Here is a 20987-nt window from a genome sequence, read left to right on the forward strand (position 1 = left end):
TATGGAACGCATCGATCACGTATTGCCGTGGAGCCACCTGGGCAGCGAACGCCAGATTTCGGTATTCCGCTTCGGCAGTGGCGAGCGCAAGGCCTACATCCAGGCCAGCCTGCACGCCGATGAACTGCCGGGGATGCGCACGGCCTGGGAGCTGAAAAAGCGCCTGACCGAGCTCGAAGCCCAAGGCTTGCTCAACGGTGTGATCGAGTTGGTGCCGGTGGCCAACCCACTGGGTCTCGGTCAACTGTTGCAGGGCAATCATCAAGGGCGTTTCGAGGCCGGCAGCGGCAAGAATTTCAACCGCGATTTCGTTGAGCTGAGCGCGCCGGTTGCGTCTGAGCTGGCAGGGCACCTCGGTGATGATCCGCACGCCAATATCCAGATGATCCGTCAGGCCATGAGCGATGCGCTTGCTGCATTGCCACCGGCTGCGAGTCAGTTGCAAGGCATGCAGCGCGTCTTGCTCAGCCACGCCTGCACCGCCGATGTGGTGCTGGATTTGCACTGCGACGCCGAAGCGGCACTGCACATGTACGCCTTGCCGCAACACTGGCCGCAGTGGCGTTCGTTGGCCGCGCACTTGAACGTGAAGGTGGGTTTGCTCGCGGAAGATTCCGGCGGCAGTTCCTTCGACGAAGCCTGCTCGCTGCCGTGGTTGCGTCTGTCGCGCCTGTTCCCGGATGCACAGATTCCGCTGGCGTGTCTGGCGACTACCCTTGAATTAGGTGGTCAGGCGGATACCGGTCGTCTTGAGTCCGTGGCTCACGCCGAAGGCATTCTGGCGTTCCTCGCCGAGCAAGGCCTGATCAGCGGCGAATGGCCAAAACCTGCGCAAGAAGCGTGCGAAGGCTTGCCGTTCGAAGGCACCGAATTGCTGTTTGCACCGCACCCCGGTGTGGTGAGTTTCCTGCGTAAACCCGGTGAGTGGATCGAAGCCGGTGACGAGATTTTTGAAGTGATCGATCCGTTGTCGGATCGGGTCAGCACGGTGTGTGCTGGTACGTCCGGGGTGCTGTTTGCCATTGAACGGCTGCGTTATGCCCAACCCGGTTTCTGGCTGGCCAAGGTGGCGGGGCGCGAAGCGCTGCGTCACGGGCGCTTGCTCAACGACTGACTGACTGTTTTTGTGAGAACCGACCGCATGTACAAACTTGAAGTCCAAGACCTGCATAAACGCTATGGCAGTCACGAAGTGCTCAAGGGCGTGTCCCTGAAAGCGGCGGCTGGCGATGTGATCAGCATCATCGGCTCCAGTGGCTCCGGCAAAAGTACCTTCCTGCGCTGCATCAATCTGCTGGAGCAGCCGCACGCAGGCAAGATTCTGCTCAACAACGAAGAGCTGAAACTGGTCGCCAACAAGGACGGCGCGTTGAAGGCGGCCGACCCGAAACAGCTGCAACGCATGCGTTCGCGCCTGTCGATGGTGTTCCAGCATTTCAACCTGTGGTCGCACATGACCGCGCTGGAAAACATCATGGAAGCGCCAGTTCACGTGCTGGGCATGTCCAAGGCCGAAGCCCGCGAAAAAGCCGAGCACTACCTGAACAAGGTCGGCGTGGGTCACCGTAAGGACGCCTACCCTGGCCACATGTCCGGCGGCGAGCAACAGCGTGTGGCGATTGCCCGTGCGCTGGCGATGGAACCTGAGGTGATGCTGTTCGACGAACCGACCTCGGCACTCGACCCGGAACTGGTCGGCGACGTGCTGAAAGTCATGCAGGCCCTGGCCCAGGAAGGCCGGACCATGGTGGTGGTCACGCACGAAATGGGCTTTGCCCGTGAAGTGTCGAACCAGTTGGTGTTCCTGCACAAAGGTGTCGTCGAAGAAAGTGGCAACCCGCGTGAGGTGCTGGTCAATCCCCAGTCCGAGCGTCTGCAACAATTCCTCTCGGGCAGCCTGAAGTAATCAAGACTGCCGTTGTGCACCGGGATAGTGCATGCTTCGCAACCTGAAGGCCGGCCCCGATCCCTGTGGGGGCTGGCTTGCCAGCGATAGCGGTATGTCTGCATCAGAGATGTTATCTGATCCACCGTTATCGCTGGCAAGCCGGCTCCCACATTTGATCGCTACAGGTTTGAGATTTGCGTTCATTTACGGGCTAGCATTGGCCCATGCCTTCTTCACTGTTCTCGTTTCGGATTGCCCGCCATGACTGCCCATCGAATTGGTTTCCTGATTTGGCCCAGCACTAAAGCACTGACGCTTGCGCTGGCTGAGGAGGCCTTGCGTGTTGCCCAGCGTGTGCACCCGGACGTGGTTTACGAACTGTCGTTTTTGCAGGCCGAACCGCCGACCGAAGGCGCCTGGCAATTGCCGGGTGAGCCGTGGGCCGGCAAACTCGAAAATTTCCAGAAGCTGTTTTTGCTCGCCGATGAGCCGCCGACCACGCTTGCGCCGGCGCTCAGCAGTGCGTTGAAACAACTGGTGCGTTCCGGTTGTGTGATTGGCGGTTTGTCGGCGGGTGTGTACCCGCTGGCGCAGTTGGGTTTGCTTGATGGGTATCGCGCTGCCGTGCACTGGCGCTGGCAGGACGATTTCACCGAGCGTTTCCCTAAAGTCATCGCCACCAGTCATTTGTTCGATTGGGATCGCGATCGGCTGACCGCGTGCGGCGGCCTGTCGGTACTTGATTTGTTGTTGGCAGTATTGGCCCGTGATCATGGCGCCGAACTCGCTGGCGCAGTCTCGGAAGAACTGGTGGTCGAGCGCATCCGCGAAGGCGGGGAGCGCCAACGTATCCCGCTGCAAAACCGCCTCGGTTCCAGTCATCCAAAGCTCACCCAAGCGGTGCTGCTGATGGAAGCCAACATCGAAGAGCCGCTGACCACGGACGAAATCGCCCAGCACGTGTGCGTGTCCCGTCGGCAATTAGAGCGGATCTTCAAGCAATACCTCAACCGTGTGCCGAGCCAGTACTACCTGGAATTGCGCCTGAACAAGGCCCGGCAGATGTTGATGCAAACCAGCAAGTCGATCATCCAGATCGGCCTGTCGTGTGGCTTCTCCTCGGGGCCACATTTCTCCAGTGCCTATCGCAACTTCTTCGGTGCCACGCCGCGGGAAGATCGCAACCAGCGGCGCAGCAGCAGTCCATTCGAGTTGTCGTCGGTGCCGTCCGAGCGCGGCTGATGTTATTCGTCGACCTCGGAACCCTCTGAAGTCGAAACCTGCATCTCACCTTGGTTGATGACCTCGTCCACGCCAAAATCCGCACGGGTCAGTTCAAAGTAGCGGACCAGTTGCGCCAGGCTTTCCTCCGAAAACGGATTGCCTCTCAAGGTGATGTTTTCAGCCACCTCCACCGGCAATTCCAGCAGGTCGCTGGGCACCTCGGTAATTGCATTCATGCTCAGGTCGACCCAGTCCAGATCCGTCAGCTGAAGCAGGCCATGGGGGATGTCAGTGATGCCGGTGTCGTTGAGCAACACGGTCGACAGGTTGGGCATTTGGCTTAGATCCGGCGTACGCCCCAACGGGTTTAAGCTCAGGTCGATGTAATCAAGCTGCTCCATGCCCGCCAATGCATTTGCCGTCTGCGCAGACAGGCTGACCCGGCATTCGGGGAGCGACAGCGAGCGCAGGCGCCCCATCTTGAAGACCGCATCGGGGATGTCACCGAGGTCGCACTCGCGCAGCCTCAGGCTTTTGAGGTTGGTAAAGGACTCGAGGAAACGCCCCAGTCGTGTTGCACCCTCGGCGCTTTGGATCTCCAGCGCGGAAACATGACTGAAGTCTGCACTCATGGCGGGCAGCTCGCCATTGATAACCGGGCGGACCATAAGCTCGAACGTCGGCTCAAGTGCGTCGTTGAAATCATCCAGTCCAGATTCACGCTGCCAGCACTTCTCAAGTGCCTGCTTGAGTTCGTCACGGTTGGCTTGCTCGGCAGAGAGTTGGTCGGGGCTGAACGGTTCACCCGTCACGGGGTGCCGGTCCGGAACATCGGTGGTCCAGGCAGACAAATCATTTTTCAGTTGGGTGAGCTCTTCTTCGAGGCGCGTAAGGTATGTGCGGCCTTCCTCCAGAGTCCCCGGCAATTCGTAGACAAACTCACTGGCCTGTTCGACTTCCATGCTGGGGTACAACGCCTTGATGCGATCAATATCGGCTTCGGGAGCATAGACACCCATGTCGTAGGCGTTTTCGAAGTGGTGTTGCTTGATCAATTCCCGCGCGCTGTTCGAAAGCGGGTTGTGGGTGAGGTGCAGGCCGCGCTTGTCGTACAGCGAACTTTCGAATAACCCGGCAGGCAACTCGCTGATGCGGTTGTTCATCAGCAGGAGGGTTTCGAGCTTCGGGTGTTGCAGAGCGCCGGCCGGAATCTCCGTCATGCGAGTGTCGCTCAGGTCCAGGTGCGCCAGCTCACTCATCGTGTCGATGCGCGGCAGGCTTTCAAACGGATTTTTGTAAAGGTCCAGCATGGCCAGTTTTTTCAGTGACGCCAGCTTCGACCAGGTGGCGGCGTCGACCCGGATGCCGCAATCGCTCAAGACCAAGGCTTGAAGGTCGGGCATTCGGCTGATGGCGTCGGGGAGGGTGGTCAGGGAAAATCGGCGCAACTCCAGGCGGCGCAGTCCGCTGAAGCCCCTTAGAAACGCGGGAATGGCCTGCGCACTGCGCGTGCCTTCCAGGGACAACCGCGACACATGACTGAAGTCGGCACTCAGTGGCGGAAAGTCACCGAGTATCGGCTGTTCGAACCTGAGCACATATTGGGTCACCCCCTCTGGGGTGTCGAAATCCCGGTCGGACTGTCGCCGCCAGCTGCGCTGGATTTCCTGGGCCAGCAACCGGCGATTGTTTCGCTCGGCTTGTTGCTCCAGCTCACTGAGCGGGCGTCCGGTTTCAGGATGAGCCGTGGGCGAGTCACTGACCCAGACGCGCAGGTCCTGATGCAGTCGGGCCAACTCCCTCCTCACACGTGAAAGTTCTACGCGAGCGCCATCGGGATGAAGTTGCAATGCCTGGACAATGGACTGCATTTCTTCCTGAGGAAGGTTGGGGTAAACCTCGCGCACCCGGTCGTTGAGCGTCGGTGTCTCGCGGTCGATTCGACTGTAGCCCTCGGCACCACCGGGCAGGCGCATGGTGGTTGGGTCATAGAACGGTTTTCGATGGGGATTTTTTGCGAACAGCCTGCGTAAGGCCGGTTGGTCCAGTGCGTGTTCGGCGATGCGTTGTTTGAGTGTCCGGGCGTCTGCGATCAAAGGGTTCAGCTTGTTGCGCTGCGACTCCGGCAGCGCCCGGAACAGGGCCTGATAAAAACTCCCCTGCGTCGAGCCAGTGTCCTGGTGAACCTGGTAAGTGCCGTCTTCAGCGCGAATCAGTATTTTTTGAATGGGCGCATCGGGCTGGCCAATGCTGTCGCGCAAGGTCCCCTCGGCCGAGTAGTCCCTCACTTCGATGCGTAATTCGGCCGGCAAATCAGGCAGCGAATTCAGGCTGTGCAAGGCCAGTCGGTGGGTGTCGGTGGTGTCCAGCGCTTCGGAATAAAAGCCTTCGCAAGCTCGGGTCGCGCGCACGGCTTCCATGGCTTTGAGCGCTGCATTCTTGAGTCGCTGGGGAAGGTGGCCGTTGTGCAGTTGTTTCAGCTCGGTGCCGGATGCATTGCTCACCAATTCCTCGGCGATATCGGTGGGTAGCCCCTGCACGTCATCCAGCAGTCGCTGGACTCGCAGGTCATCGGTTTTTTCCAGTGCTCGGTAGCGCAGATCGAACAGCGATTTGCGGTGGCTCCGGGCAAGTTCGGCGGTCTGTTGTCTGAAGGTTGACGTTTGGTCTTGCGCTGCCGGCATCGGCGTGTCGACAGGCCAGTCGTCGTAGCTGCTCAGCAGTTGATGCTGCATGACCGCATCGGCCTTTTGGTAGTGCTCGGCTTGATCACTGCCGATCTGCTCGATAAAGGTGTCGATGTCCCGGTTGATCCTGTAGCGCTTGATCGTGTCGGTCAGCAGCGAAGGCGGGCGGTAGTGTTCGGCATGCATCTCGCGCAGGGCATTGTCGTGAAAACCGCTGACCTGCAGGATCTGCTCGCGCTCGGCGTTGCTGAACGACTCGACATCGTGGCCGATGCGACGCATGACCGTTTCCCGATCCCAATGCAGCGGCTGCTCCAGTTCGGTGTGCCAGGCGCCGTGGTGGTTGTGCAGTAAAGAAGGCTGATAAGCATCGGTGCGGGTCGGATGCTCAATCTGATACGCGCCGGAGGTGCCTTCGGGTTTCACGGCGTACAGTTTTCCTTCCAGGGGCAGCAGCGTCTTGCCCCCGTGGCGATAGAGGCCAAGTTGATCGGGGGTTGCGCCGTCAGGCAGGCTTTGGGCGTGTTCGTACGGGAGTAGATCTTGCTTCCAGTAGCGGATTTTTCCTTTTGGCGTTGCGACGGGTTTGAGCGGGTCGACCAGCGCGACCGCTTCGCGCGAAAGCAAACGGCTGAAGGCGCCGGCAGCGATCGCGCCACCCACTGCGAATGTGCCCACTTCAACCACTGTTTCAGCGAGCGTTATCAGATGCCTTAGCGCCTCCGTTTTCAACCCTTCGGCCAGGTCTACGATGCCTTCGAACGTTTCGTCGAGTAACTGGTAGGCCATGTAACCCAGCATTACTTCGCCGAGAAACGGAACGAATGGCAAGGCAACGAACGACGCGATTTCAAGCAGCGTCGACGCCACTTTGCTGAAGGCATCCCACAATGCCCAGCGCCCGTTTCGGTCCGCGGAGGCGGTGGCGACGGCCTGCGTGCTGGCATCGTTGATGATCTTGTTCAGTTGGCGCTGATAGACATGATTCCACAGGTCCGCGCTGAACGGCGTCATTGAAAACCGCAGGTTGGGCCTGTCGATGGGCGTTTCCCGCCAGCTAGGCAATGGGTCGCCACGCGTGTGCTGATGCCAGGTGACGCGCTGAAGACGTTGATTGAGATCAGCGAAAAAGTGGCCCCTTTCCTTGTGCTCGACGAAACGGCTGAAGAATGTCTGGTAAGCCGGGGCACGCAGCTTGCGGGTCAGCTCGTTCATGAACGCCAGGGTGTTCGGGTATTCCTTGAGTGGATGTTCGGGATCGTCGGGAATGTAGGCGATGATCCGCGTTCCTTTGCGTGCGCGCTCCAGACTCGCTGCGAAAATGACAATGCCGGTCAGGGAGGAGGACATGATGCTCAGGTCATGGCCGTACAGCGGTTGACCATTGAGTCGCGCACCTGAGCGCCCTTCCACAAGGCGCAGGATCGAGAGGCAGGCATCCTCCGGAATGTCCTTGCGCAGTTGAGCCATTTGCAACGCCGCTTTGAGTGCCGCTTTGTGCGAGCCGATCACCTTCGATTTCAACACCGCGCCGGCCACCGGGTTAGTCAGCCCCAGATTGTCTTTGAGGTACGTGTTGTACCGGGCGCCGATGTCCAGATCCCGGCACAGCCGCGCAAAGGCGGGGACGGTTATTTTTTGTTTGATCGCTGGCAGCGTATCGAACTGCCCATTGGGTGACGGCGCGGTAATGAACGTTGATGCCGATTCGTAAGCATCGGCCGCCACTTCCGATTCCTGGAAGTTATGCAGGGCGGCATCAAGCAGCGACACCGTCCAGGTGCGTGCGGCGCCCGTCCTGACTCCGAACCAGGGCACGGTTTGCGGGATGTAAAGGCGCAGGAACGTGGTGTTGACGTCCAGTTCCAGATCAAACCGGGTTTTCAGCTCCGCGGTCAGAAGAGGTTCGGCGAAGGCGCGTGCGCTTTGCAGTTTGGACAGGGTTGAGTCCAGGCGATTCCGCTGGGTCCAGTGGTCCTGGCCGAGCTTTTTCAGCGACTGGTGTTGCACGGATGTCGCGGTGCCGTACCACCGCGGCGTGGCAGGCGAGGCGTTTTTTAGGGCGTCGCGTGTGGCGGGCGAGGCTTCCAGTACCCAGGTCGGCAGATTGTTGAACAGGTGATGGTAGTGATCGTCCGGCTGCGTGGCGGATTCATTGCCGGCTGCGTTAGAAGGGCGATCTTGTTCGTGTCGACTCATGCGCTATTCCCTTAGCGTTTGGATGAGTCACCAGCAAAACAGACGATGACGGGGCTGGTGCGGTACATATTTACCGCACCGTTCGACAAGCCTGCCTATAACCTGTGCCGGCGGTTTAAACTGCGCCTTTGCGACGCTATATGTCGCATTGCCGTAAACCCGACTGAAACCGGGGTTTGCGCTATAAGAAGTTGTCGCTTGGCGGCAAGGCCGGGCTGAAAACTGTCCTTACAATCCCCCCATCGCTCGCCAGTTTCAGGCGAGTGTTCCTCTTCAGGAGACTCCGATGTCCGTTGAGCACGCTGCGGTACAACGCGCCGATTTCGACCAGGTAATGGTTCCTAACTACGCGCCTGCCGCTTTCATCCCTGTGCGTGGTGCCGGTTCCCGCGTCTGGGACCAGTCTGGCCGCGAGCTGATCGACTTCGCCGGCGGGATTGCCGTTAACGTATTGGGCCACGCACACCCTGCGCTGGTCGGTGCCTTGACCGAGCAGGCTAACAAGCTGTGGCACGTGTCCAACGTGTTCACCAATGAGCCGGCCCTGCGCCTGGCGCATAAGCTGATCGACGCTACGTTTGCCGAGCGCGTGTTCTTCTGTAACTCCGGCGCCGAAGCCAACGAGGCCGCTTTCAAACTGGCCCGTCGCGTCGCCTTCGATCGTTTTGGTACCGAGAAGTACGAAATCATCGCCGCGCTGAACAGCTTCCACGGCCGTACCCTGTTCACCGTGAACGTCGGTGGCCAGTCGAAGTACTCCGACGGTTTCGGTCCGAAAATCACCGGCATCACCCACGTGCCGTACAACGATCTGGCGGCGTTGAAAGCAGCCATTTCCGACAAGACCTGCGCGGTGGTGCTTGAGCCGATCCAGGGCGAGGGCGGTGTGTTACCGGCCGAGCTGGCCTATCTGCAAGGCGCTCGCGACCTGTGCACCGAGCACAACGCGCTGTTGGTGTTCGACGAAGTGCAAACCGGCATGGGCCGCAGCGGCAAGCTGTTCGCCTACCAGCATTACGGCGTGACCCCGGACATCCTGACCAGTGCCAAGAGCCTGGGCGGTGGTTTCCCGATCGCCGCCATGCTGACCACCGAAGACCTGGCCAAACACCTGGTCGTCGGCACTCACGGCACCACTTACGGCGGCAACCCGCTGGCGTGCGCTGTCGCTGAGGCCGTGATCGACGTGATCAACACCCCTGAAGTGTTGGCCGGCGTCAATGCCAAGCACGACAAGTTCAAGGCGCGCCTTGAGCAGATCGGCGAGAAGTACGGCCTGTTCACTCAGGTTCGTGGCCTGGGTCTGCTGATCGGTTGCGTGCTGAGCGATGCCTGGAAGGGCAAGGCCAAAGACATCTTCAACGCCGCCGAACGTGAAGGCCTGATGATTCTGCAAGCCGGCCCGGACGTGATTCGCTTCGCGCCGAGCCTGGTGGTTGAAGACGCTGATATCGATGCCGGTCTGGACCGCTTCGAACGTGCTGCCGCCAAACTGACACAAGCCTGATAGGGCCCTTCGACGCCTGAACTTTCAGGCGTCGAACCCAATTTTTATGCCAGGCCCGCTTTTCTGTAGGAGTGAGCCTGCTCGCGATGGTGTGTCAGTCGACATCAATGTTGCTGATCCACCATCGCGAGCAGGCTCGCTCCTACAAGGGGGCCGGTTATTTTCCTCAAAGAGTTTTTCGAGAAAGGAGTGACACCATGCTGGTGATGCGCCCCGCGCAAATGGCTGATCTGGGCGAGGTACAGCGTCTGGCTGCGGACAGCCCGATTGGTGTCACTTCCTTGCCGGATGACGTTGAACGCCTGAGCGACAAGATCGCTGCAAGCGAAGCCTCGTTTGCTGCCGAAGTCAGCTTCAACGGTGAAGAGAGCTATTTCTTCGTCCTCGAAGACACGACCACCGGCAAGCTGGCCGGTTGCTCGGCGATCGTGGCCTCGGCCGGTTATTCCGAGCCGTTCTACAGTTTCCGTAATGAAACCTTCGTGCACGCCTCCCGCGAGCTGAAGATTCATAACAAGATTCACGTGCTCTCCCAGTGCCACGACCTGACCGGCAACAGCCTGCTGACCAGTTTCTACGTGCAGCGCGAGTTGGTGGGGTCGCCTTGGGCCGAGCTCAATTCCCGTGGGCGCCTGCTGTTCGTCGCCAGCCACCCGGAGCGCTTTGCCGATTCCGTGGTGACCGAGATCGTCGGTTACAGCGATGAAAACGGCGACTCGCCATTCTGGGATGCCATCGGCCGCAACTTCTTCGACCTCAACTACGCTGAAGCCGAGCGTCTGTGCGGTCTGAAGAGCCGCACGTTCCTGGCCGAGCTGATGCCGCATTACCCGATCTATGTGCCGCTGCTGCCGGACTCCGCTCAAGAGGCGATGGGCCAGGTGCATCCACGGGCGCAGATCACCTTCGACATCCTGATGCGCGAAGGCTTCGAGACCGATCACTACATCGACATTTTCGACGGTGGCCCGACCTTGCACGCCCGTGTGACGGGGATCCGTTCGATCGCCCAGAGCCGCGTCGTACCGGTGAAAATCGGCGAGCCGGTCAAAGGTGTCGGACGTCAGTACCTGGTGGCCAATGCCCAGTTGCAGGATTACCGCGCCGTGTTGCTTGAGCTCGATTACGCGCCAGGCAAACCCGTGACCCTGGATCTGGAAGCGGCCGAAGCCTTGGGCGTCGGTGAAGGTGCCAGCGTGCGCCTGGTGGCGGTTTAACGCCGGCATTGATTTCCAGCGAGAGATACCTGGAAAGCAGCGAAATTTCACGGGTGGCGCAAGCGGCCCGTTTGAGGAGATAGCATGATCGTTCGTCCCGTACGCAGCAGCGATTTACCCGCTCTGATCGACCTGGCCCGCAGCACCGGCACCGGCCTGACTACCTTGCCGGCCAACGAAGAACGTCTGGCCCATCGGGTCGGTTGGGCCGAGAAGACCTTTCGCGGCGAAGCCGGGCGCGCTGATGCGGACTACCTGTTCGTACTTGAAGATGACGCGGGCCGCGTGGTGGGCATTTCCGCCATCGCCGGTGCGGTCGGCCTGCGTGAGCCTTGGTACAACTTCCGGGTCGGCCTGACGGTCAGCGCTTCGCAAGAGCTGAACATCTACCGCGAGATTCCGACGCTGTTCCTGGCCAATGACCTGACCGGCAACTCCGAGCTGTGCTCGTTGTTCCTGCACGCCGATTTCCGCACCGGCCTCAATGGCCGCATGCTGGCGAAGGCGCGGATGTTGTTCATTGCCGAGTTCCCGCAACTGTTCGGCAACAAGATCATCGCCGAGATGCGTGGTGTCTCCGATGAAGCCGGGCGTTCGCCTTTCTGGGAGAGCCTGGGCCGTCACTTCTTCAAGATGGAATTCAGCCAGGCTGATTACCTGACCGGCGTGGGCAACAAGGCATTCATTGCCGAACTGATGCCGAAGTTTCCGCTGTACACCTGCTTCCTTTCGCCCGACGCGCGCAACGTCATCGGCAAGGTCCATCCGGACACCGAGCCGGCGCTGGCCATGCTCAAGAGCGAAGGTTTCAGCTACCAGGGCTACGTCGACATCTTCGACGCCGGCCCGGCCGTCGAGTGCGAAACCGGCAAGATTCGCGCGGTGCGTGACAGCGAGGCGCTGGTGCTGGCCATCGGCACACCGGGCGACGACGCTACGCCGTTCCTGATTCATAACCGCAAGCGCGAAGACTGCCGGATCACTGCCGCGCCAGCACGCTTCGCCGCCGGCACGCTGGTGGTTGATCCGCTGACCGCCAAACGTCTTCAACTCAACGCCGGCGATCAAGTGCGCGCCGTTCCGTTGTCTGCTGCTCGGGAGTCGAAATAATGAATTCGCTATACATCGCGGGTGAATGGCTGGCCGGCCAGGGTGAAGCCTTCCAGTCGCTGAACCCGGTGACCCAGCAAGTGCTGTGGTCCGGCGAAGGCGCCACGGCGGCTCAGGTTGAATCCGCCGTGCAAGCCGCGCGTCAGGCATTCCCGGGCTGGGCCCGTCGGACCCTGGACGAGCGCATTGCCGTGCTTGAGGCCTTTGCCGCCGCACTGAAAAACAAGGCTGACGAACTGGCGCGCTGCATCGGTGAAGAAACCGGCAAGCCACTGTGGGAGTCGGCGACTGAAGTGACCAGCATGGTCAACAAGATTGCGATTTCGGTGCAGAGCTACCGTGAACGTACCGGCGAGAAGAGCGGCCCGCTGGGCGACGCCACCGCTGTGCTGCGTCATAAACCGCACGGCGTGGTGGCGGTGTTCGGTCCTTACAATTTCCCTGGCCACTTGCCGAACGGTCACATCGTGCCAGCGCTGCTGGCCGGTAACAGCGTGTTGTTCAAACCCAGCGAGTTGACCCCGAAAGTCGCCGAGCTGACGGTTAAATGCTGGATCGAAGCCGGTCTGCCGGCGGGCGTGTTGAACCTGCTGCAAGGCGCTCGTGAAACCGGTATTGCCCTGGCGGCAAACCCGGGCATCGACGGTCTGTTCTTCACTGGTTCCAGCCGCACCGGTAATCACCTGCATCAGCAATTCGCCGGTCGTCCAGACAAAATCCTGGCGCTGGAAATGGGGGGTAACAACCCGCTGGTGGTCGACGAAGTGGCAGACCTCGATGCCGCTGTTTACACCATCATCCAGTCGGCCTTCATTTCCGCCGGTCAGCGTTGCACCTGTGCACGCCGCTTGCTGGTGCCGCAGGGCGCCTGGGGCGACACGCTGCTGGCGCGTCTGGTGGCGGTCAGCGCGACGATTGAAGTGGGTGCGTTTGATCAACAACCGGCACCCTTCATGGGGTCGGTTATTTCCCTTGGCGCCGCGAAAGCGTTGATGGACGCGCAAGAACATTTGCTGGCCAATGGCGCAGTGGCGTTGCTGGAAATGACTCAGCCGCAGGCACAAGCCGCGTTGCTGACCCCGGGCATTCTGGACGTGACGGCCGTGGCTGACCGTCCTGACGAAGAGCTGTTCGGCCCGTTGCTGCAAGTGATCCGCTACGCTGATTTTGAAGCGGCGATCGCCGAAGCCAACGATACCGACTATGGCCTGGCGGCGGGTTTGCTGTCGGATTCCGAAGCGCGTTACCGGCAGTTCTGGCTGGAAAGCCGCGCCGGTATCGTCAACTGGAACAAGCAGCTGACCGGTGCCGCGAGCAGCGCACCATTCGGCGGTGTGGGGGCCTCGGGCAACCATCGCGCCAGCGCCTACTACGCAGCCGATTACTGCGCTTACCCGGTGGCCTCGCTGGAAACCCCGAGCCTGGTGTTGCCTGCTGCTCTCACGCCTGGCGTGAAGATGGCGTAATGCCCAATCGCGGGCAAGCCCGCTCCCACCGGATTTGCGTCGAATACATAGTGTATGAACACCGCCGAACCTGTGGGAGCCGGGCTTCCCGCGATGGCCGCGACCCGGTCTAAAAGAACAGTTACCAGAAGCCTATAACAACAGATTCTCGTGGAGCCTCGCTGATGAAATCCTATGAAGTCAATTTTGACGGTCTAGTGGGGCCGACCCATAACTACGGCGGTTTGTCCTACGGCAACGTCGCGTCCCAGAGCAACAGCCAGCAGTCTTCGAACCCGAAGGAAGCCGCGCTGCAAGGCCTGGCGAAAATGAAAGCGCTGATGGAAATGGGCTTTCAGCAAGGTGTGTTGGCGCCACAAGAACGCCCGGACGTGGCCGCACTGCGCCGTTTGGGTTTCAGCGGCACCGACGCGCAAGTGATCGAGCAAGCCGCTAAAGACGCGATGCCGTTGCTGGTTGCCAGTTGCTCGGCGTCGAGCATGTGGGTAGCCAACGCCGCCACGGTCAGCCCGAGTGCCGACACCGCTGACGGCCGCGTGCATTTCACCGCCGCCAACCTCAACTGCAAGTACCACCGCAGCATCGAACACCCGACCACCAGCCGCGTGCTGGGTGCGATGTTCGCCGATCAGAAGCACTTTGCGCACCACGCCGCGTTACCGGCCGTGGCGCAGTTCGGTGACGAAGGCGCGGCCAACCACACCCGTTTCTGCCGTGAATACGGTGAAGCCGGCGTCGAGTTCTTCGTGTTCGGTCGCAGCGCATTCGATACCCGCTACCCTGCACCGCAGAAATACCCGGCACGCCAGACGCTGGAAGCGTCACAGGCCGTTGCCCGCCTGCACGGCTTGAGTGAAAACGGTGTGGTCTACGCGCAGCAGAACCCGTCGGTGATCGATCAGGGCGTATTCCACAACGACGTGATCGCTGTAGGTAATGGCGAAGTGTTGTTCTATCACGAGGACGCATTCCTCGACACAGAGCAGATGCTGGCCGAGCTGCAAAGCAAACTCGCAAAAGTCGGCGGCAAATTCCAGTCCATCTGCGTGCCGCGTTCCGCCGTCACCGTGGAAGACGCCGTTCGGTCCTACCTGTTCAACAGCCAACTGCTGTCGCGTCCTGACGGTTCGATGCTGTTGATCGTGCCCGAAGAATGCCGTGGCAACGAGCGTGTCTGGCAGTACCTGCAAGGTCTGACCAGCTCCGGCGGCCTGATCCGCGAAGTGAAAGTCTTCGATCTGAAGCAAAGCATGCAGAACGGTGGCGGCCCGGCTTGCCTGCGGCTGCGCGTCGCACTGAATGAAACCGAGCTGGCGGCGGTCAACCCAGGGGTTATCATGACGGCACCGTTGTACGGCACGTTGACCGAATGGGTCGACAAGCACTACCGCGACCGCATGACCGAAAACGATCTCGCGGACCCGCAATTGCTGCTTGAATGCCGGACGGCACTGGATGAACTGACGCAAATCCTTAAACTGGGCGCGGTTTATCCATTCCAGATCAATTGAAAGTCTCAAACGAGAGCGTAAAAAACATGAGCGATACCCTGCAGCTGATCCTTGAAGACACCGACGGCACGCAACTGGAAACCTCCTGCACCCGCGTCGCGGTCCTGTGGCAAGGCAAAGAGCTGTGGATCCAGCACGATGGCCGTGGCCAACTGCTGATCGGCGTGGACGTCGAAGAAGGTGACGCTGAATACGCCAACCTGCTGCTGCGTCCATTGGCGACTAATCTGGTAAGTCTGCAACTGGAAATGGAACCGGCTGAAGTCGGCGACGAAGACCACGTGCACGGCCCGGATTGCGCACACGACCACTAAGGAAACCGCTCTATGCTCGCCCTCGGCAAACTGCTTGAACTGACCCTCGCCGGCCGTGAACCGGCGGAGAAGACTCAACTGACTGTCGAAGGCGTGCGGATGCGCTGGTTGAGCGAAGGTGCGCTGGAAGTCCGGCCACCTGAAGCGCGCGACAATGGCCTGGACCTGCTGTTGTCAGCCGGTATTCACGGCAACGAAACAGCGCCAATCGAGTTGCTTGACCGCCTGTTGCATGACATCGCTCGCGGTGATTTGAAGCCGCGCGCACGTATTCTGTTCCTGTTCGGTAACCCGGAAGCGATTCGCAAAGGCGAGCGCTTTGTCGAGCAGGACGTCAATCGGCTGTTCAACGGCCGTCACGAGCAAAGCAGCGGCTCCGAAGCCTTGCGCGCTTGTGAGCTGGAGCGGCTGGCGGCGAGTTTCTTCAGCCTGCCAGATCGTCAGCGTCTGCACTACGACCTGCACACCGCGATTCGCGGCTCGAAGATTGAGCAGTTCGCCTTGTACCCCTGGAAGGAAGGTCGCCAGCATTCGCGACAGGAACTGGCACGCCTGCGTGCTGCCGGCATGGAAGCGGTGCTGTTGCAGAACAAGCCATCCATCGTTTTCAGTTCCTACACCTACGACAAGCTGGGCGCCGAGTCCTTCACCCTTGAACTGGGCAAGGCAAGGCCATTCGGGCAGAACGCCGGGGTCAACGTTTCCCAGCTGGAAACCCGCCTGAAACAGATCATCGAAGGCGCCGAACCGGAACCGACCGAAGCAGCACTGGACGGTTTGCAGCTTTACAGCGTGGCACGGGAAATCATCAAGCACAGCGACAGCTTCCGCTTGAACCTTCCGGCGGACATCGAGAACTTTTCCGAACTGGACGTGGGTTACCTGCTGGCGGAAGACATCGCCAATACCCGCTGGATCATCGAAGAAGAGGGCGCCCGGATTATCTTCCCGAACCCCAAGGTGAAGAATGGCTTGCGCGCCGGCATCCTGATCGTACCGACCACCGACGAAAACCTCGCCTGACTTTTGCGCACTGATCGTTCCCACGCGGTGCGTGGGAACGATCTTCCGACTTAGACGGCTACCGCCCGGGGTTCGGAGCGACGCAGGTTACGGATCTTGTGCAGCGTATCCGCGCAGGTCTTCGCGGCTTCCTGGCCTTTATGCAGGAAATGCTCGAAGAAGAACTTCTGGTGCTCTTCACCGGCATGGAAGTGGTGCGGGGTCAGGGATACCGAGAACACGGGCACTTCAGTTTCCAGTTGCACCTGCATCAGGCCACTGACCACCGACTGGGCGACGAACTCGTGACGGTAGATCCCGCCATCAACCACCAGGGCTGCCGCGACGATGCCCGAATAACGGCCGGTCTTGGCCAGCAACTTGGCGTGCAGGGGCATTTCAAAGGCGCCGCCGACTTCGAAGAAATCGATGTCCGATTCCTGATAACCCTGGGCAATCATTTCGGTGACAAAGCCTTTACGGCTCTGATCGACGATTTCCTTGTGCCAGCAGGCCTGGATGAACGCAACGCGCTCGCCCTGATGGTTTTTGCTTTTGCTATCGATTGCGGTGGGTTGCATGTTCTGACTCCTGTTTATGGTTAAAACAGGGCATATGAATCGAATGGGATTTCAGGGTACGCACGCTCGCACGAATGCAGCGGACGGCCCTTTGGCGTCAATCCCGTTCTCTCTTCATCCGGACTATGACCGTCGGCCCCGGGATCACACCGGGTCTGCTGACCTTGTCGTCATGCACGGTCATTGCCGTACCTGTCGCCAAGCGCTCGCGGGCTATGCGCGTTGCGCGCAATTACCGCCGGTGGGGAGTTGCACCCCGCCCTGAGAACGTTTTGCCGCCAGATTGTCTGGCGGCGCAGCGTTTTTAACACATATTTGTGAGCCGCGCATCGCTGCTATCTGATGATTGTTATCGACTTTTTCGCTGGTTTGGGCTGTCTTTTCCGGCTCAAGGGTTGATTATTCGTCGTCATGACCGCAGTAATTCCTACTTGAAAGGGATTTCCCCTGCTTACCGAGGCCAGATTCATGAGCGTTATCGATCTTCGCAGCGACACCGTCACCCAACCTTCCGCCGGGATGCTCGACGCAATGGCCTGCGCGGCCACCGGTGACGACGTTTATGGCGAGGATCCGACGGTCAACCGTCTTGAAGCCGAGCTGGCAAAACGTCTGGGTTTCGCCGCAGCGCTGTTTGTGCCGACAGGCACGATGAGTAACCTGCTGGGTTTGATGGCGCATTGCGAGCGGGGCGAGGAATACATTGTCGGCCAACAGGCCCACACCTATAAGTATGAAGGTGGCGGTGCGGCGGTGCTCGGTTCGATTCAACCGCAGCCGTTGGAACTGCAGGCCGATGGCTCGCTGGACCTGACCCAGGTGGCCGCCGCGATCAAACCGGACGATTTCCACTTCGCCCGCACCCGTTTGCTGGCGCTGGAAAACACCATGCAAGGCAAAGTGCTGCCGCTGGAGTATCTGGCGCGGGCCCGCAGCTTTACCCGTGAACATGGCTTGCAGCTGCACCTGGACGGCGCGCGGCTCTACAACGCGGCCGTCAAACTGGGGGTTGATGCCCGGGAAATCACTCAGCACTTCGATTCCGTGTCGGTGTGCTTGTCCAAAGGCCTGGGCGCGCCGGTCGGTTCGGTGTTGTGCGGCTCGGTCGAGTTGATTGCCAAGGCGCGCCGATTGCGCAAGATGGTCGGAGGCGGCATGCGTCAGGCCGGGATTCTGGCGGCAGCAGGCTTGTATGCGCTGGACAACAACGTCCAGCGTCTGGCCGACGACCACGCCAATGCGCAGCTGTTGGCTGAAGGCCTGCGCGCGGCGGGTTACGACGTCGAACCGGTGCAGACCAACATGGTGTACGTGCCGATGGGTGACAAGGCCGAAGCCATCAAGACGTTCGCCGCCGAACGCGGGATCAAATTGAGCGCGGCAGGGCGTCTGCGTATGGTCACGCACATGGACGTCAATCGTGAGCAAATCGGGCAGGTCGTCGCGGCATTCGTCGACTTTTCGCGCAAGTGATAGCGTTAGCGCTCCAATTGACTGTTTCTATCGTATAAACACGCTGTACCCCGCGCGCAGGGCCGATATAATGCGGCCCTTTGCCGTCGCTTCGTCTGTTGACGTTTCGAACAGGCCTTTGGCCGCAGCCTCCGTGGAAGAACCTAATGAAAAGCGCAGAAATCCGTGAAGCCTTCCTTCGCTTCTTCGAAGAGCAAGGCCACACTCGTGTAGCCTCCAGCTCTTTGATTCCGGGCAACGACCCAACCCTGCTGTTCACTAACGCGGGGATGAACCAGTTCAAGGACTGCTTCCTGGGCCAGGAAAAACGCGCGTACACCCGCGCGGTCAGCAGCCAGAAATGCGTGCGCGCCGGCGGCAAGCACAACGACCTGGAAAACGTCGGTTATACCGCCCGTCACCACACTTTCTTCGAAATGCTGGGTAACTTCAGCTTCGGTGATTATTTCAAGCGTGACGCGATCACCTACGCCTGGAACTTCCTGACCTCCGACCAGTGGCTGAATCTGCCGAAGGAAAAGCTCTGGGTGACCGTCTACGCCAGCGATGACGAGGCGTACGACATCTGGACCAAGGAAATTGGTGTTCCGGCCGAGCGCATGGTTCGCATCGGCGACAACAAAGGCGCGCCGTACGCGTCCGACAACTTCTGGACCATGGGCGATACCGGTCCGTGCGGTCCTTGCACCGAAATTTTCTATGATCACGGTGCCGACATCTGGGGCGGCCCACCGGGCTCGCCGGAAGAAGACGGTGACCGTTACATCGAGATCTGGAACAACGTGTTCATGCAGTTCAACCGCACCGCCGATGGCGTGTTGCACCCGCTGCCAGCGCCGTCGGTCGACACCGGCATGGGCCTGGAGCGGATCAGTGCCGTGCTGCAGCACGTTCACTCGAACTATGAAATCGACCTGTTCCAGAGCCTGCTGAGCGCTTCGGCCAAGGCCATCGGTTGCACCAACGACGCTCAGGCTTCCCTGAAAGTCGTGGCTGACCACATTCGTTCTTGCGGCTTCCTGATCGCTGACGGTGTGCTGCCGTCCAACGAAGGTCGCGGCTATGTACTGCGCCGGATCATTCGTCGCGCTTGCCGTCACGGCAACAAGCTGGGCGCCAAGGGCAGTTTCTTCTATCAGATCGTTGCGGCCCTGGTTGCCGAGATGGGCGAAGCCTTCCCTGAGCTGAAATCCCAGCAGGCGCACATCGAACGTGTTCTGAAAGCTGAAGAAGAGCAGTTCGCCAAGACCCTGGAGCAAGGCCTGAAAATCCTCGAGCAGGATCTGGCCGACCTCAAAGGCGACGTGGTACCGGGCGACGTCGTGTTCAAACTCTACGACACCTACGGTTTCCCGATGGACCTGACCGGCGACATCGCTCGCGAGCGCAGCCTGACCATCGACGAAGAAGGCTTTGAGCGCGAAATGGAAGCCCAACGCGTCCGTGCCCGTTCCGCCAGCTCCTTCGGCATGGACTACAACAGCCTGGTCAAGGTTGATGTGGCTACCGAATTTACCGGTTACAAAGCGACCAGCGGTTCGGCGAAAGTCGTGGCTCTCTATAAAGAAGGGCAATCGGTTGACGTGTTGAGCGAAGGCGAAGAAGGCGTGGTCGTTCTGAACCAGACCCCGTTCTACGCGGAGTCCGGTGGCCAGATTGGTGACTGTGGTTATCTGCAAGCCGGCAACAGCCGCTTCGACGTGCGCGATACCACCAAGACCGGCGGCGCCTTCCTGCACCACGGTGTATTGGCATCGGGCAGCCTGATCATCGGCGCGCCGGTTGAAGCTCACGTCGAAGCCGACGTGCGTCATGCCACGTCGCTGAACCACTCGGCCACTCACTTGCTGCACGCCGCATTGCGTCAGGTGCTGGGCGATCACGTTCAGCAGAAAGGTTCGTTGGTCGACAGTCAGCGCCTGCGCTTTGACTTCAGCCACTTCGAAGCCATCAAGCCTGAGCAATTGAAAGCTCTGGAAGACATCGTCAACGCCGAGATCCGCAAGAACTCCGCGGTTGAAACCGAAGAAACCGACATCGAGACCGCCAAGAAGAAGGGCGCCATGGCGCTGTTCGGCGAGAAGTACGGCGACAATGTGCGCGTGCTGAGCATGGGTGGCGATTTCTCGGTTGAGCTGTGTGGCGGTATCCACGCCAACCGTACCGGCGACATCGGTCTGCTGAAAATCATCAGCGAAGGCGGTGTGGCATCGGGTGTGCGTCGTATCGAGGCCGTCACCGGCGCTGCGGCACTGGCCTACTTGAACGCGGCTGAAGAACAACTCAAGGAAGCGGCCAACCTGGTCAAGGGTAGTCGCGACAACCTGATCGACAAGCTGTCGGCTGTGCTGGAGCGCAACCGTCTGCTGGAAAAGCAACTCGAGCAGTTGCAAGCCAAGGCTGCCAGTGCAGCGGGCGACGATCTGTCGGCCGCAGCCCTGGACGTCAAAGGCGTGAAGGTGCTGGCCGTGCGTCTGGACGGTCAGGATGGCAAGGCGCTGCTGGCGCTGGTCGATCAACTGAAAAACAAACTCGGCCGCGCAGTGATCCTGCTCGGCAGTGTCCATGAGGAAAAGGTCGTTCTGGTTGCAGGCGTAACCAAAGACCTGACTGGCCAACTCAAAGCCGGTGATTTGATGAAGCAAGCCGCTGCGGCAGTGGGCGGGAAGGGCGGTGGTCGTCCAGACATGGCGCAGGGCGGCGGTACAGACGCCGGCGCTCTGGATGCAGCATTGGCCCTGACCGTTCCATTTGTAGAGCAGGGTTTATAAGGCAGTGTGTCTGACCCGCGGTCTAGTAGCGGGTCAG

The 20987-nt window shown here is 60.1% G+C and carries 14 protein-coding genes and 1 riboswitch; of the genes, 12 read left to right on the forward strand and 2 right to left on the reverse strand.

Features of this window, described 5'->3' with window-relative positions:
- Window position 1 precedes the first annotated feature (1 nt).
- The 3 genes from H8F22_RS21380 to argR all read left to right on the forward strand — a co-directional run bounded on the left by H8F22_RS21380 (window position 2) and on the right by argR (window position 3130).
- The gene (locus tag H8F22_RS21380) at window positions 2-1114 is read left to right on the forward strand and encodes a M14 family metallopeptidase (protein ID WP_194940662.1); all 1113 of its coding nucleotides are present in this window, start codon (window positions 2-4) and stop codon (window positions 1112-1114) included.
- Between the two features lie 27 nt (window positions 1115-1141).
- Window positions 1142-1906, forward strand: coding sequence for an ABC transporter ATP-binding protein (locus H8F22_RS21385; protein WP_007943885.1), 765 nt, complete (start codon window positions 1142-1144; stop codon window positions 1904-1906).
- 243 nt (window positions 1907-2149) lie between these two features.
- On the forward strand, window positions 2150-3130 hold the full coding sequence (argR, locus tag H8F22_RS21390; RefSeq protein ID WP_027923925.1) for a transcriptional regulator ArgR: 981 nt from the start codon (window positions 2150-2152) through the stop codon (window positions 3128-3130).
- 2 nt (window positions 3131-3132) lie between these two features.
- Here argR and H8F22_RS21395 read toward each other — a convergent pair whose 3' ends face one another.
- Window positions 3133-7998, reverse strand: coding sequence for a leucine-rich repeat domain-containing protein (locus tag H8F22_RS21395; RefSeq protein ID WP_194940663.1), 4866 nt, complete (start codon window positions 7996-7998; stop codon window positions 3133-3135).
- 286 nt (window positions 7999-8284) lie between these two features.
- Here H8F22_RS21395 and H8F22_RS21400 point away from each other — a divergent pair, with 286 nt between their 5' ends.
- The 7 genes from H8F22_RS21400 to astE all read left to right on the forward strand — a co-directional run bounded on the left by H8F22_RS21400 (window position 8285) and on the right by astE (window position 16146).
- A complete protein-coding gene (locus tag H8F22_RS21400) occupies window positions 8285-9505 on the forward strand; it encodes an aspartate aminotransferase family protein (RefSeq protein WP_059182301.1) in 1221 nt (406 codons plus the stop codon).
- Window positions 9506-9702: 197 nt separating this feature from the next.
- Window positions 9703-10722, forward strand: a complete 1020-nt coding sequence (aruF, locus tag H8F22_RS21405) for an arginine/ornithine succinyltransferase subunit alpha (RefSeq protein ID WP_027923928.1) — start codon at window positions 9703-9705, stop codon at window positions 10720-10722.
- An 84-nt stretch (window positions 10723-10806) separates the two neighbouring features.
- The gene (astA, locus tag H8F22_RS21410; RefSeq protein WP_027923929.1) at window positions 10807-11832 is read left to right on the forward strand and encodes an arginine N-succinyltransferase; all 1026 of its coding nucleotides are present in this window, start codon (window positions 10807-10809) and stop codon (window positions 11830-11832) included.
- Window positions 11829-13298 (forward strand): succinylglutamate-semialdehyde dehydrogenase, encoded by a 1470-nt coding sequence (gene astD, locus H8F22_RS21415; protein WP_177327614.1) that lies wholly within the window; start codon window positions 11829-11831, stop codon window positions 13296-13298. Before astA ends, astD begins: the two co-directional genes overlap by 4 nt.
- Window positions 13299-13462: 164 nt before the next feature.
- Window positions 13463-14809: an N-succinylarginine dihydrolase gene (gene astB / locus H8F22_RS21420; protein ID WP_194940664.1), complete on the forward strand. Its 1347-nt coding sequence runs from the start codon at window positions 13463-13465 to the stop codon at window positions 14807-14809.
- Between the two features lie 26 nt (window positions 14810-14835).
- A complete protein-coding gene (locus tag H8F22_RS21425; RefSeq protein ID WP_027923932.1) occupies window positions 14836-15123 on the forward strand; it encodes a hypothetical protein in 288 nt (95 codons plus the stop codon).
- 12 nt (window positions 15124-15135) lie between these two features.
- Entirely contained in the window at window positions 15136-16146 is a 1011-nt protein-coding gene (gene astE, locus H8F22_RS21430; protein WP_027923933.1) for a succinylglutamate desuccinylase, read from the forward strand.
- Between the two features lie 50 nt (window positions 16147-16196).
- Here astE and H8F22_RS21435 read toward each other — a convergent pair whose 3' ends face one another.
- Window positions 16197-16706 carry a 6,7-dimethyl-8-ribityllumazine synthase gene (locus H8F22_RS21435; RefSeq protein WP_027923934.1) on the reverse strand — a complete coding sequence of 170 codons (510 nt, stop codon included), beginning with the start codon at window positions 16704-16706 and terminating at the stop codon, window positions 16197-16199.
- A 101-nt stretch (window positions 16707-16807) separates the two neighbouring features.
- Window positions 16808-16979: riboswitch (FMN riboswitch) on the reverse strand.
- Between the two features lie 195 nt (window positions 16980-17174).
- Here H8F22_RS21435 and ltaE point away from each other — a divergent pair.
- A complete protein-coding gene (gene ltaE, locus H8F22_RS21440; RefSeq protein WP_027923935.1) occupies window positions 17175-18179 on the forward strand; it encodes a low-specificity L-threonine aldolase in 1005 nt (334 codons plus the stop codon).
- A gap of 146 nt (window positions 18180-18325) precedes the next feature.
- Window positions 18326-20950 carry an alanine--tRNA ligase gene (gene alaS / locus H8F22_RS21445; RefSeq protein WP_027923936.1) on the forward strand — a complete coding sequence of 875 codons (2625 nt, stop codon included), beginning with the start codon at window positions 18326-18328 and terminating at the stop codon, window positions 20948-20950.
- The last annotated feature ends 37 nt before the right edge of the window (window positions 20951-20987 follow it).

Origin of the sequence: Pseudomonas mucoides (assembly GCF_015461845.1) — a bacterium.
Taxonomy (GTDB): Bacteria; Pseudomonadota; Gammaproteobacteria; order Pseudomonadales; family Pseudomonadaceae; genus Aquipseudomonas; species Aquipseudomonas mucoides.

What these genes read in the sequence shown, in the direction of transcription:
- argR (WP_027923925.1), top strand. Translation starts at nt 2,150, where the DNA reads ATGACTGCCCATCGAATTGGTTTCCTGATTTGGCCCAGCACTAAAGCA.
- astA (WP_027923929.1), top strand. Translation starts at nt 10,807, where the DNA reads ATGATCGTTCGTCCCGTACGCAGCAGCGATTTACCCGCTCTGATCGAC.
- H8F22_RS21380 (WP_194940662.1), top strand. Translation starts at nt 2, where the DNA reads ATGGAACGCATCGATCACGTATTGCCGTGGAGCCACCTGGGCAGCGAA.
- astB (WP_194940664.1), top strand. Translation starts at nt 13,463, where the DNA reads ATGAAATCCTATGAAGTCAATTTTGACGGTCTAGTGGGGCCGACCCAT.
- aruF (WP_027923928.1), top strand. Translation starts at nt 9,703, where the DNA reads ATGCTGGTGATGCGCCCCGCGCAAATGGCTGATCTGGGCGAGGTACAG.
- alaS (WP_027923936.1), top strand. Translation starts at nt 18,326, where the DNA reads ATGAAAAGCGCAGAAATCCGTGAAGCCTTCCTTCGCTTCTTCGAAGAG.
- H8F22_RS21385 (WP_007943885.1), top strand. Translation starts at nt 1,142, where the DNA reads ATGTACAAACTTGAAGTCCAAGACCTGCATAAACGCTATGGCAGTCAC.
- H8F22_RS21400 (WP_059182301.1), top strand. Translation starts at nt 8,285, where the DNA reads ATGTCCGTTGAGCACGCTGCGGTACAACGCGCCGATTTCGACCAGGTA.
- astE (WP_027923933.1), top strand. Translation starts at nt 15,136, where the DNA reads ATGCTCGCCCTCGGCAAACTGCTTGAACTGACCCTCGCCGGCCGTGAA.
- H8F22_RS21425 (WP_027923932.1), top strand. Translation starts at nt 14,836, where the DNA reads ATGAGCGATACCCTGCAGCTGATCCTTGAAGACACCGACGGCACGCAA.
- H8F22_RS21435 (WP_027923934.1), bottom strand. Translation starts at nt 16,706, where the DNA reads ATGCAACCCACCGCAATCGATAGCAAAAGCAAAAACCATCAGGGCGAG.
- ltaE (WP_027923935.1), top strand. Translation starts at nt 17,175, where the DNA reads ATGAGCGTTATCGATCTTCGCAGCGACACCGTCACCCAACCTTCCGCC.
- H8F22_RS21395 (WP_194940663.1), bottom strand. Translation starts at nt 7,998, where the DNA reads ATGAGTCGACACGAACAAGATCGCCCTTCTAACGCAGCCGGCAATGAA.